This is a genomic window from Actinomadura sp. K4S16, assembly GCF_008327685.1.
In the GTDB taxonomy this organism is placed as follows: Bacteria; Actinomycetota; Actinomycetes; order Streptosporangiales; family Streptosporangiaceae; genus Spirillospora.
In genome coordinates, this window is the sequence record NZ_BDDE01000016.1 from 13,948 (window position 1) to 26,407 (window position 12,460).

Below are 12,460 nucleotides of genomic sequence, written 5' to 3' on the forward strand. Positions count from 1 at the left end.
CCATACGCCGCAGAACTCATCACGGTTCGGGAACCCCCTCCGCGTCCCCACAGGAGCCCCCCACCCGAATGCGGGAGCCTCCAAGCCCGGTCGCGCTCGACTCGTCGCAGTCGGCGAATCCCGGCGGGCGTCGCAACGCGTGCTCTGGCCGTGTCGTCGAGACGGATGGCCGTACTCGCACTCCCTTTTTCGCGGACGCTTCCAAGGGCGCTGCGGAAGCTAACGCGCTTAAGGCTGTACTGCGATCGGTGCTGGTCGGTTCGGCGTCACGCTCGGGTCGGAATCTCGGCCCGCACCTCGTCCAACGACAGGCCGAGGACCTCGGCGATCGCCGCGATGGCGGGACACCGAACTGGAGAGACCTCGCCAAGCGGATGACCTAGATCGTGACAGCGGCAATTGGGACACTACATATTTCTGCAAATAGGTCAGCTCCACATTACTTGTCTATAGTTGTCTGTATTCATTATTCGCCTATGCAAGCCCTCAACTATGCACGAAAGTGGTTGCCTGCCGGGCCCCGGGCCGCGCTAGGGCGCATGTCGACCCCCAGGAGGTCGACCTGTGCACGTGCAGAGTTCGCACATGCCCGGTTACATGGGGCGCGGTTCTGCCGTGACGTAAGCCCCGCGCGTCCAGGGCCGAGCCTGGCGGGCTGCCCGACCGTTGTCCTGGGAGCGGCCCGCCTCCCCAGTGGAAGGGCTGACGAGCGTGGGCATGGACAATCCCCCTGGTGGGCCGGGCAAAGGCCCCGAGACCACCGACAAGCCCACGTCACCCGACACCGGCGGCACGTCATCGCACGACCATCCCGGAGCGGACGGGAAAACGCCCCGCATGGACAGCCTCGCCGCAGCAGGCTGGAAGTTTCCCGGACGACCCGAAGCCGGCACCGGGCAGCCCGGCGACCGCGATCCGAAGACCAACGGCTCCACCGCCGACCCGACCCGCGACAAGCCACAGGCGCAGGGTGGCTCCCCAGCCGAAGCGAAGCCGGACGTCAGGAAAGGCCCAGAGGCCGACAAAACTGACTCCGACCCCCCATCGACCGAACTTGACGACGGCGAAACCGACCCGGCCCAGACCGGCAACGGTGGCCCGGAGGCGGTGAAGCCCGGCCCGGTCGATTCCGAGGACCTACGCGAGGACGAGGTTGATCGCGGCAACGACGACCAGGAAGCCAAGACCGGCCAATCGGAGACCCGTAACGCCGGTGACCAGGGAAACCGCGACAACAAGGAAGCACCTCCCCAAGACAACGGCAGCTCGACCGGCGACAAGACCGACGATCCGCCACCTTCCCAGCAGCTGCCTTCCCGCCTGGAAAGCCTCGCCCGCGCCCGCGAAGCACAACACGAATACGCAGAACAGCAACGCGCCGAGCCCCGAGGCGTCCAACCCTCCAACGAAATCGGGCAAAAGACCCTGAGTGGCCAGGACGACCAAGAAGCCTCACTCCAGGACGAGGACACGGGAGGGTGGGAGCTCGGGCCAGAAGTGCAACCTCCAGCCACCGAGACGCAACCCGGCGACGAGGACGACGACACCGAGGGCAGCGGCGGCGGTGGCAGCGGCGGCAGCAACGTCGACACCTACAGCGGCGGTGATAACGACGACAACGAGGACAACGCTGACGAGAACGGCAGGCCGCCCGAGGAAGAAACGGATGCCACGAAACAGAGCGGCGCCCCGCCCGACTTGGGAGAGACGTACCCTGTCACCGAGGAGCAACAGCGATCCTTCGATCAGATCAAACAGCGTCTCGACAGCCTCAGTAAGAAAAAACAGTTAGAGGAAGTCGGCAAAGGCTTCGAAAGAGACGGTCTGAAGTACAAGCCTGAAGCTGATCTGCTCGGGACCACGAAGCACGGTATCGACTGGTCTGAAGGTATGGCTCGCGCGATAAAAGACGGTCGACCGCAAGGGCGGTTCGGTAGCGCAGCAGACGTCCAGTACGCGACGGAGCGCGGAGCCGAACTAGGACCGAGAAAGAAGCGGTTCTTCAGACTCCCCGAAGGGCATGACTGTATAGAGTATCATCCAGATGGCACGACAAGCACACCAGACAGCATTTTCGTCAAGGTGCGCCCCAATGGCAAGGTTCACGCCTACCCGCTGACTCGATAGGGATATACATGAGTTTTTGGCTGCAGGTGGGAAGCCCGGAGACCCTGGAGGTCGCGTCAGCTGCGGACATGGCGCACGCGACAGCGCAAATGTATCCCATGAATACCGAAGATGCCATCTTGTTCTGGAACCGGGTCCCCGTGCGACTCGAATACCGCTACGACATTCCCGTCCTGCTTGATGATTTGGTCCCGCTGCTTGAAGAGGTCCAGGACCCCGAAATTTCCCAGACGGAGGTATACTGGGGATCCGACACATTCTCCGCCGATTGGAACATCGCACGTGACGGAGATTCGCTCAGAATCAATTCGCGCTGGGACAGTGTTCATGGAAGCTACGAACCTCTCCTCAACGAGCGAAGTCAGTTGACCGTGAGCATCGATTCCTTCGTAGCCGAGTGGTTGAAGGTGCTGCGCCGGATCACATCCGACCTCGCCCTCCGCCATGTGCGCCTGGAGGATGACGACATCGCGTCCCGGGCGAGAACGTTGTTGTCGAAGGCGAGTTGACCTCCGGGAGAATGGGCGCAGTTCCAGGTCGATACGATCGTGCCGTCCACCAGTGCGGTATCGCCACCGAGGAGCTCACGCGGATGCGGGGAAGCTCGCGACCGCCCACCGGATGTCCTTTCTCGCATTATGAGAATGCCGGTGACGAGACATTCGTACGGGTTGACCCGAAATGGGACGGCGAAAGATTTCATGGCTCCCAGAAAGAGCAGCATCTGCTCGGGGTGACACCGAGGTGCCCGACTGTTCGGTGGCGTTGAACTGAAGCCTGTCCCCGCCGCGCTTGCTGAGCTCGGCTGGGAATTCTAGCGAGGAAGATCGCGGTGGAGGCGTATTCGGAGTTGGATGCCGTCGCCATTGCTGAACTGGTGACAGGAAGGGACGTCTCGGCGGTCGAGGTCATGCAAGCGGCGCTCGCACGAGAGCGGGCCACTGAACCGACGCTGCGGGCGTTCCGGCAAGATTTCACCGCGCAAGCGCTGGCGGATGCGAAAGAGATTGACCGCGTTGTGGCACAGGGGGCGCGGTTGCGGTTGGCCGGAGTGCCCATCGGGGTCAAGGCATGGGATGGGCTGGATGATTTCCAGACGATTCGGCTGAGGCGGGAAGGCTGTGTCGTCATCGGCCTCACTTCCGTACCGAAATCGACGACCGAGTGGCAGACCTGGGGGTTTACGGAGCGCGGCCCGACGGTCAACCCTTGGTGTTCAGACCGGACGCCGGGCGGCTCCTCAGCGGGTTCCGCAGCGGCGGTGATGGCGGGGGTCGTACCGCTGGCCACTGCCAGTGACGGTGCCGGATCCACTCGCATCCCTGCCGCATGGTGCGGTGCCATCGGGCTCAAATCCACCAACGGGCGACTCCCGGCCCGCGATTCTGCGGGACTCAACGTTCCCGGTGCGATCGTCCGTTCGGCTAGGGACGCCGCGCTGCACATGTCCGTCCTTCTGGAGGAGGAAGCGATCGGAGTCGCCAGTGGCAAGGTTCTCGCAGCCACCTGGTCCGCGAATCTGGGGTATGCCGATGTCGACTCCGAGCAGGCGGAGATCGCTTGGGCGGCCGCTGCTCACCTGGTCGGCGCGGGCCATGTGAGATGGCATCGGGCCACAGCCGATCTGCTCGACCCCGAACCTGCCTGGATTGCGATCCGTGGCGTCGGCGATGGCCTTGCCGATGCCGAAACCGTCCGGCGAGTCAACAACGCGAGGCTGCAAGAGCTCTTCAACGATGTCGATGTGCTGTTCACGCCAACGACACCGGGGCCTCCACATGGGCACCAAGGCCCTGGCAGCACAATGTCGGTCGGTCTGACCTGGGCGTTCAACATCAGTGGACACCCTGCCATCAGCATCCCCGCCGGCCGGGCCGCCGACGGCACTCCAGTGGGGCTGCAGGCCGTCGCACGACACGGCGAGGAAGGTACTCTCCTGCGGTTGGTCGCCGACCTTGAACGCCTGAATCCCTGGCCGAAACGGGCACAGCCGACCCGCCCGGAAGGTCGGCCCAGTTCGGCTCTCGTGCGGCACTCGATCTGATGCGGTCACGGTGACCGGAGGCGTCGAGGCGGAGAGACGCGCCCGCGCCTCCTCGCCCGCCGACGTCCCCGACTCGGCCGCGGGAAGCGAGCCTCTGAGAGGCCGCCCGCTTACGCTGTATTGCGACCGGTGATGGTCGGTTCGACATCACGCTCGGGTCGGCTGATCTCGGCCCACACCTCGTCGAGGGAGAGGCCGAGGACCTGGGCGATCGCCGCGATGGTCGAGAAGGCGGGGGTGGCCACACGGCCCGTCTCGATCTTCCGGAGCGTCTCCGGGGAGACGCATGCGTCGAGCGCGGTGTCGAGAATCGAGCGCTCTCCCCTGGCTCGACGCAGGAGGGCGCCGAGGCGCTGCCCGCGTTCGAGCTCCGCGGGGGTGAGCGGCAACCTGACCATGTTCCGATTCTAGTACCGGTATAGTATGACCGGTATAGTTATTGGTGACGTGAGATGGGCGCCGCATGATCGAGATCCTGAACCCCAGCGAAGTGGCCCGAGCCAAGGACACGGGCGCCCTGGTCGCCGACATCCTGCAGACGGTGAAGAGCCGTACCGCGGTCGGCACGAACCTCCTGGACATCGACCAGTGGACCAAGGCGATGATCCTCGAAGCGGGAGCGGAGTCCTGCTACGTCGACTACGAGCCGTCCTTCGGCCGTGGGCCGTTCGGCCATTACATCTGCACGTCCGTCAACGACGCCGTCCTTCACGGGCTGCCGTACGACTACACGCTTGCCGACGGGGACCTGCTGAGCCTCGACCTCGCCGTCTCCCTGGGAGGCGTCGCCGCGGACTCCGCCATCAGCTTCGTCGTGGGCGAGTCAAAGCCCCCGGAGAGCGTCGCGCTGATCAACGCGACCGAGCGCGCCTTGAAGGCGGGGATAGCCGCCGCCGGGCCCGGGGCTCGCACCGGCGACATCTCCCACGCCATCGGCTCGGTCCTCCGCGAGGCGGGCTACTCGATCAACACCGAGTTCGGAGGCCACGGCATCGGATCGACGATGCACCAGGACCCGCACGTCTCCAACACCGGCCGCCCCGGCCGCGGCTACAAACTGCGCCCCGGCCTGCTCCTCGCACTGGAGCCGTGGGTCATGGCCGACACCGCCGAACTCGTCACCGACGCCGACGGCTGGACCCTCCGAAGCGCGACCGGCTGCCGCACGGCCCACAGCGAGCACACTATCGCCATCACCGAGAACGGCGCCGAAATCCTCACCCTGCCGAAGCACACGCGCCCGTGAGGTCGAAGCCGCGCCTGCCCTTGCGCTCCTAGCGACTCCCGTGGCTCGGTCAATGCCGCCGTGCCCCGCGCAAGGCTCCGCATGATCCGCTTCACATCCCGCCCGGGCTACGTGCAGGCCCGGTCGGGGACGCTGCAACCCGCCGATGCGGACGGTTGTGCGTCCCCGGGGCGCGGCTCACACGGACACCTCTCGATTGCGGGTCAGACGAAGACCGCGCGGATGTCGCCGCCGAAGTAGCCGCTGCCCGCGTAGGCCCACGAGATCGCGGGAGCGTCCACGATGGACCCGCCGATGGTGGTGCAGTGGCCCGGACCGCAAGCCGTTCCGACGACGTAGTAGCGGCCCGCGTCGCACCCGACGCCGATGCGCTTGCCGTCCGAGGACCGGTAGGTCGAGCAGACGATCCTCTTGCCGGCCTTCTCGGTGGCCTTGGTCGCGGCAGCGTGGGCGGGAAGAGCGGTCAGCGCCGCAACGGAGGCCGTCGCGGCCGCGAGTGCGGCCGCCGCTGCGGCCGTTGCGGTGATCTTGCTGAGGATGAGGCGGCCCATTCCGGCCCTCCCAAGATTCTCACTCTCGGTGGTATTTCAAGTGCATAAGGTAATCGACGCTGGTAGGGCCGGGCATCCGGGTAAACGCGTACAACCCCCGGAACCTCGAAGCCGCGCCAGAGGTGCTCGGTGGCGCCGAGCCGGGCGTGCCGTTGCTGCGCAGGCTCTCGCCGGAGTGGACGTGCCCGAACGGTGCTCCGTCTCAGGCTCTTACCAGGACCAGGAGCTTGTCCAAGGGCGCTGGGTCTGTGGGCGGAGGGCCCGGATCCGGCGTCAATGCGATGAGTGCTGTGAGGGCGGCGGACAGGTGGTTGGCCAGTTCCCCGTCCGAACCTCCTTCCTTGGCGGCGATCCTCGCCGCCAAGAGCGAGGTGACCGCCAGGACCAGGTCGCCTTCCCTGACCGGGCGGCTCCGATCCCACAGCGGCGCGGTCAGCCGTGCCGCGTTCCTGATCAGATTTCCGACCTCTTCCATGTTGGTCGCGTCGGCGCGGTGCAAGGCGGCCTCCAGCGCCATTTCCGGGTCATGGGCGGGTGAGTCGCTGACGGCGGCACGCAGTTCTTCGCGGAGGTACTCCTCCACGGTCGACGCCCTGCTCCGGCGGCCCGGAGAACGCTGGGCGTACCTCCATCGTGATTCCAGGAACGAGCGCTCCAAACGGGCGCAGGCCCAGGCTGTGCCGATCACAGCGTTCATGTCCAGCCTCCCCAGGTCGCCGGTGAAGACGAGTCGCGCCAAGCTCAAGCCCCACGCGAGGTTCAGTTCCTCTCTGGGGGGATGGGCCTTGGCCAAGGCGAGGGCGAGTGCATGGTGCCGGGCGCAGCGCAGTGCGAAGTAGAGGTCACGGGCTTTGTCGCGGGCCGACTCGTCATCGGCGTCGGAGGCGATACCGCCGAGTGCTCCGGTTGTTTCGACGATGAGGCCGACGATGAGGCCGATGAAGCGGTCGATGACAAGGACGCGATCAATGCTCGCGTTGCGTAGGAGGCCCCTGTATGCGGATGCGGCGTCAGGGCCGCCGTGCGCGGAGCCGGGTCTGCGGCCGAGCGCCACGTCGATCCTCCTGACGGTCATGCGTGCGATGTCGGAGGCGGGACGGTTGTCGGCCAGGTCCGTGAGGGCGCCTGCGAGGTGGCGGGCGTCGGCCAGGTCGCGCTCAAGTGCATCGCTGAGGGCACGGTCGAGGGCTCCCAGAAGCTGCTCGCGGTCGGCCCCGCTGCCGCGGATGTGCTCCTGAGGGCGGTCGAGGGCTGGTGCGAGCGGGGCGTGGCGAGCGTTGTCGCGGAACTGGTGAAGGACATCGAACAGAACATCGGCCGGATCTTCGGGGCCGAACTCCCGGTGGGCGGAGATCCGCTGGAGCCGGGGGCCGAGATCATGGCCGAGTTCCCCGCCGACCCTCTCGGCGTAGCGGAGGGCCTGGTCGCGGAGGCGGTCGAGATCGAGATCGTCCGCCCGGTCGGGCAGGTCCTCGAAGCCGAGGTCTACGGCGTACTCCAAGGCGCGTTCGCGCAGGGGGGCGAGGACCGCTTCACTGGCGATGCTGAGTTGGAAGGCGAGGTCGAGGGCGTGCAGCAACCGGTCCTCGGGCCGGTCGAGGTCGCGGGGCGCCCCGAAGGCCAGCAGGTCGGAGAACGCGGTCGGCGGATCGAAAGCGCGAAGCCGGAAGAGGACGTGGGTGTGCCGGAGTATGCGGGCCGCGTAGCCGTCGCGTTGCTGCAAAGAAGGCCGGTGGGGAGAGACGGTCGGCGAGAAGGGAACGAGGCGCACCTGACCGTGGTCGTCGGCCCAGTCCTGGTCCGCGGCGTAGAGGATCACCTTGGCCATGCTCCCGGTTCTTCTGGTGAACAGGTCCCGGTCGAGGATCTGGCGCGCCTCGGCCGGCGTGGGCAGGCGATAGCCGGTGCCGTCGCCGAACAGGCCGTTGAGCCAGGCGAGGAAGTCCTTGATGTCCCGGGTCCAGAGGCCATCGGACACGTCGGCCGACAGGTGTCGGCTTGCGATGTAGGGGAGGCAGCGCGTCCAGAGGTCGTTTGACACGGGGTGAGTGCAGACGCGGGTGCCGTCGTCCAGGGCATGGGTGTCCTGGAGGGCTCGCGCCGCTATGACTCCGTCCAGCAGCCACCTCGCGTCGTCATCCTGGGCCCCGGCCCGCAGAAGCTGATCGAGCCAAGTACGCAGAACGGGATCGAGTTCGCGGGCCTCGTCCGCGCAGGCATAGGCGAGATTGAGGGCGGTGACCGTTAGATCCGCCAGACATGCCTCGACGACGGGGCTGGCGTCGGCACGGGCGGCCCAGAGGAGTGTGACCTCCCGCCACCAGGGGTTGCCGACGTTGTCGATGAGGAGTTGGCGGCGGGACGCGTGCGCGGGCACCAGCATGGAGGCCAGGTACTCCTGCAAGGTGAGGTGCGCGAAACCGTACCGGCCGTACTGGTGCTCCAAGAGCAGACCGCTGCGCTTGACGTGGAGGAGGAAGGCCGCAGGAGTGATGTCCGGCGCGGTCCGCTCCAGGACGGTGCGGATGGCGCGTTCGGCTTCCTCGGCCGGGATGTCGCGCAGTTCGCGCCGCATCATGTACCAGGCCAACTCCTGGACGATGCGCTCCTTCTTCTCCCCGCTCAGGCGGTCCGCATCGGTGTCGCGGAGGTTCTTGGCCTCCTGGCGGCGATGGAGGAGGACCTGGCACACCTCCTCGTAGAGCGCGACCCGGCTGCCCGGCAGGCTGCCGCGGTACCGGTGCACGTTCGCGATCATGGTGAGCAGCAGCGGGTTCGCGGCCAGGTCGGAGAGAGTGGGGGCGCTGCTGAGGCGCCGGAAGAGGTCGTCGGCGGCTCGCGAGGCGATGCGGTCGATCTCCCTGGGATCGCCCTCCCGGGAGCGGTGCTCGATGGCCTGATACCAGGAGTGCAGGAAGTCGCGGATCTGCCGACTGGTGAACCGCTGCACCTGGAGGACATCGGCGCGGGACAGGCGGTTGGCGTCATATCCGGCTGGGCGGGACGTCACCACGAAGGCGCTGGCCGGGTAGCGGCTGATCTGGGCCTCAATCCACTGCACCACACGGCTTCGGGCCTCCGAGTCGGCCACCTCGTCCAGGCCGTCCAGCAGGACCACGCACCGGCCCCGCATCAGCCGCTCCTCCAGCCACTCGGCCGAGACGGCGCCGTTCAGCCAGGGCGCGGTCACCGCGATCTGCGCCAGCCCTTCGGGCTCCCCGGCAGCGATCTCTTCGGCATGGTCGCGCAGATACAGCAGTACTGGAAGCTGCCGCCGTCCGGGTCGGCGCCGCTCCACGATCTCCAGTGCGGTGTGCCGGACCAGCGTCGTCTTCCCGGATCCCGCGGCGCCCAGGACCGCGAGGACCCGCCCCGGGGCCAGGAAGGACGCCAGCGACGCGCGCCGCCCGGCCTCCGTGGAGGGCACCGAGCCGATGCCGGTATCGGTGACGACCTCGGTCACCGGCCGCGGCCGCAGCATCACGTCGACGTATACCTGACGGGTCCGCAAGACGTATTCCGCCTGGGTGACCAGCCCGATGGTCTCCATCTGGTCGACCGCCGTGCGCATCCGCCGCAGATAGCCGCGCCGGGATCCCTTTCGCGGCCCATTCGCCCGGGGAGGAGGCGACGCCGTTTCCGGGGAGGGCACGGGGGTTTGCTGCGCCGCTTGCACCAGCGCGCCCAGGACCGTGAACACCAGCGCCAGATATCCCCAGCTCCAGCTCAGCTTTCCATTGTCGTAGATCTGGTTGACCGCCACGCCTGCCGCGACCGCCAGGGACGCCCCGACCAGAGCGCGCCCCACGAACCTCAGCCTTTGCACAGCAGTCAGCCCCCGGCCGCTTGACGACAAGACGAGCAAATCCACTTAACAGCGCCGTCCCGCCGTCCGCCGGAAGAGTCGCCGATCCGTGGCCGCATTGTCGCCGGAGCGTCCGCTTATGGCGTGGTGTCCGGTTGCCAGCGGAGCGTCATGTCGGGGAGGTTCTCCATGTTGCGGGCGCCGTCGTTGGTGTCGACGACGGTGAAGCCGTGGTGCTCGTAGAACGCGCGGGCCTCGGTGTTCTGCTGGAAGACGCGCAAGGACACTCCGCAGGGGCTGTGCCGTCTCACCTCATCGAGCAGGAGTGTTCCGATGCCCTGACGGCGCATGTCCGGGCGCAGGTAGAGGTGTTCGAGCATGTCGCGGTCGAGGGCCGCGTAGCCGTTGATCTGCGTGTCGCGCACGGCTACCCAGACGCGGCATCGCTTGAGCAGGACGTCCCTTATCCAGGCGACCACCTGGTCGTGGCTGTGCTCTGGGGGAGGCAGGTACGGCATGGTCGCCGACCGAGAGGTCAGGTGGATGTGTGCGATCTCGGCCGCATCCGCCTCCGACGCGAAGCGGATCCGGGTCCGGTCGTCGACATTCATGCCGGGAACCTGCACACGACGAGAACTCGCACAGTCCGGGATCGTACAAGCTCGGCAAGTCGCGGCCCTCTGTCCGACTCCGATCGAGAGCGCCGGTCAGCGCACTAGGTGAGTAGCTCTTTGGGGCTGGTCATGGTCGGGAAGCCTGTGCTGGCGCCCCGCATTTCGGCGAAGCGGCCGTTCTCGAAGCGGAAGATCTCGAACAGTTCGGGCTGCGCGGCGTCGTTCGGCAGGGGGAGCCCCTCGACGGTCGAGCGGACGGCCGCCCTGTCGCCGTCGACCAGGATGTCCCGGGCGACGACCCGGATGTCGGGGAAGCGGGCGACGAGTGCCGTCCAGGCCGCCTTGCCCGCCTCGAATCCCGTGGTGCCGAGAGGGTGGCTGAAGAAGTCAGGGATGTGCAGGGCGGCGGCCTCGTCGAATCGCCGGCTGTTGAAGCACTCCTGCAGTCGTCGCACCAGGGCGGTCGCGTCCTCGCGTGTGGTCATCGGCTTCGTCTCCTTGTGGCCGGTCATGGGCGGCATGCCTAAGCGGTGCGCCGCCCCGGTTAATCACAGACTATACGGTGTGCCGCCCCGGTTATGCTGGCCGACATGTCCAGCCAGCCACCTGAGCCCCAGCCGCCGGCGGCTCGCCGGCGCGACCGGGAGCTGCGGGCCGACGCGCGCCGCAACCGCGAGCGGGTCCTGCGGACCGCTCAGCGGCTGTTCGCGACGGAAGGACTGGGCGTCTCGCTCGACGAGATCGCTCGGCGCGCCGGTGTCGGCCCCGGTACCGTCCACCGGCACTTCCCGGCCAAGGAAGAGCTGTATCTCGCCGTCGCGACCGACATGCTGGAAGGGCTGGTGAAGGAGGCCGAGGCGCTCGCCGCCACCGGCGATCCGGAGGCGGTGTTCACGCTGCTGGCCCGAATGATGGCCTCCGGCGCCGAGAACGTGGCGGTGAAGAGCGCGCTCGAGGCAGCCGAGTTCGACCTGCGCACCGCCGCCCCGGACGTCGCGGCAGACCTCACCCGCCATGTCGCAGAGCTGCTCGACCGGGCCCAATCGGCAGGCGTCGTGCGCGGAGATATCACCGCCGACGAGGTGATGGCCCTGGTCGCCGGCGCTTTCGCCGCGATCCGCCACGCCGGCGCGGAGACCAGCCGCGAACGCTCGGCCCGCATCGCCCAACTCATCCTGGACGGCCTACGCCCCCGGTGACCGAGGCCCTCCGGAGTCGGCGCATCGGAGGACGCCCTCGTAAGCCGCACGCTCGTGGGCGAGTTCCGACCAGTCTTCGGGCTCTTCGGTGAACGCGAACGCCTCGGTGTCCGTGAGTCCCCAGACGTCCGCCTCGACCCAGCTCAAATGGCGGTACTTGCGCGGGGCCATGCACTGGGCGCCGAAGTCCCACCCCACCGCTGAGACCGCCTTGCCGGTGAAAAGCTCCCGCGCCCGCTGGACGTAGTCGTCGCGGGTGATCGTCTCCGGATGGAGGAACGACAGGTCGAAGCCGTTGGCGCCCAAGCCGAACACGGCCAGTCCGTACAGGAAGGCGGTCTCGATACCGCGCTCGGAGCAGAAGTCCGCGATCTTGGCGGCGCCGAGGAGCGTCCCGGCATAGGAGACGACGAAGACCCGCCGGACCGGATGGGCCTCCAGGTAGCGGCTCAGCGCCGCCACGATCGTGGCGCCGGACGCGACCGTGTCTCCGATGATCAGCGTGCCGGCGGGCGCCTCGAAGCACGCGTACGGCACCTCGATCCTGGCGGTGCCCTGGGACACCGCCGAGCGAGAGGTGGCGATCAGGTTGGCGGGCAGGTTCCGACCGGTCTCCGCCGCCACCGCCTCGCCGAGCTGGTAGACCAGACCCTTGCTGAGGATCAACAGCTCGGCGGTGTCGTCCGGAGGTAACTCGTCCGCGAGGTGGGCGATGAAGTGCCGGCTGATGCGAAGGCAGGTCCGGCGGAACTCGACCCCGGTCAGACCGCGGTCGAAGAGCAGGTCCTCGAGTGCGGCGTTGCGCACGATGTAGATCCGCGGGCCGGCGTCGCCGACGGGCTCGGCGACGCTCTTCCCCGAGTCGGCTATCACC

Annotated in this window: 11 protein-coding genes; 5 read left to right on the forward strand and 6 right to left on the reverse strand. The window is 67.5% G+C overall.

Annotated elements, in window-relative coordinates:
- Positions 1-717: 717 nt before the first annotated feature.
- The 3 genes from K4S16_RS44445 to K4S16_RS24080 all read left to right on the forward strand — a co-directional run bounded on the left by K4S16_RS44445 (position 718) and on the right by K4S16_RS24080 (position 4,171).
- A complete protein-coding gene (locus tag K4S16_RS44445; RefSeq protein WP_160161013.1) occupies positions 718-2,127 on the forward strand; it encodes a hypothetical protein in 1,410 nt (469 codons plus the stop codon).
- An 8-nt stretch (positions 2,128-2,135) separates the two neighbouring features.
- Positions 2,136-2,636 (forward strand): hypothetical protein, encoded by a 501-nt coding sequence (locus K4S16_RS24075; RefSeq protein WP_149261306.1) that lies wholly within the window; start codon positions 2,136-2,138, stop codon positions 2,634-2,636.
- Positions 2,637-2,959: 323 nt separating this feature from the next.
- Positions 2,960-4,171: an amidase gene (locus K4S16_RS24080; protein ID WP_149261307.1), complete on the forward strand. Its 1,212-nt coding sequence runs from the start codon at positions 2,960-2,962 to the stop codon at positions 4,169-4,171.
- A 110-nt stretch (positions 4,172-4,281) separates the two neighbouring features.
- Here K4S16_RS24080 and K4S16_RS24085 read toward each other — a convergent pair whose 3' ends face one another.
- Positions 4,282-4,569 carry a helix-turn-helix domain-containing protein gene (locus K4S16_RS24085; protein WP_149261308.1) on the reverse strand — a complete coding sequence of 96 codons (288 nt, stop codon included), beginning with the start codon at positions 4,567-4,569 and terminating at the stop codon, positions 4,282-4,284.
- A 65-nt stretch (positions 4,570-4,634) separates the two neighbouring features.
- Here K4S16_RS24085 and map point away from each other — a divergent pair, with 65 nt between their 5' ends.
- A complete protein-coding gene (gene map / locus K4S16_RS24090; RefSeq protein ID WP_149261309.1) occupies positions 4,635-5,417 on the forward strand; it encodes a type I methionyl aminopeptidase in 783 nt (260 codons plus the stop codon).
- 203 nt (positions 5,418-5,620) lie between these two features.
- Here map and K4S16_RS45160 read toward each other — a convergent pair whose 3' ends face one another.
- The 4 genes from K4S16_RS45160 to K4S16_RS24110 form a co-directional block, all read right to left on the reverse strand.
- Complete coding sequence (locus K4S16_RS45160; RefSeq protein WP_200842078.1) at positions 5,621-5,968, reverse strand: hypothetical protein; 348 nt, start codon at positions 5,966-5,968, stop codon at positions 5,621-5,623.
- A 202-nt stretch (positions 5,969-6,170) separates the two neighbouring features.
- Entirely contained in the window at positions 6,171-9,776 is a 3,606-nt protein-coding gene (locus tag K4S16_RS24100) for an NACHT domain-containing NTPase (RefSeq protein WP_149261310.1), read from the reverse strand.
- A 134-nt stretch (positions 9,777-9,910) separates the two neighbouring features.
- A complete protein-coding gene (locus tag K4S16_RS24105; protein ID WP_149261311.1) occupies positions 9,911-10,384 on the reverse strand; it encodes a GNAT family N-acetyltransferase in 474 nt (157 codons plus the stop codon).
- A gap of 104 nt (positions 10,385-10,488) precedes the next feature.
- Positions 10,489-10,872, reverse strand: coding sequence for a nuclear transport factor 2 family protein (locus K4S16_RS24110; protein WP_149261312.1), 384 nt, complete (start codon positions 10,870-10,872; stop codon positions 10,489-10,491).
- Between the two features lie 93 nt (positions 10,873-10,965).
- Between K4S16_RS24110 and K4S16_RS24115 the strand changes: the two genes are divergently transcribed.
- Positions 10,966-11,586 carry a TetR/AcrR family transcriptional regulator gene (locus K4S16_RS24115; protein ID WP_200842079.1) on the forward strand — a complete coding sequence of 207 codons (621 nt, stop codon included), beginning with the start codon at positions 10,966-10,968 and terminating at the stop codon, positions 11,584-11,586.
- On the opposite strand, the gene K4S16_RS24120 is transcribed toward K4S16_RS24115, so the two are convergent.
- The gene (locus K4S16_RS24120) at positions 11,572-12,459 is read right to left on the reverse strand and encodes a hypothetical protein (RefSeq protein ID WP_149261313.1); all 888 of its coding nucleotides are present in this window, start codon (positions 12,457-12,459) and stop codon (positions 11,572-11,574) included. The genes K4S16_RS24115 and K4S16_RS24120 overlap by 15 nt on opposite strands.
- Between the last annotated feature and the right edge of the window lies 1 nt (position 12,460).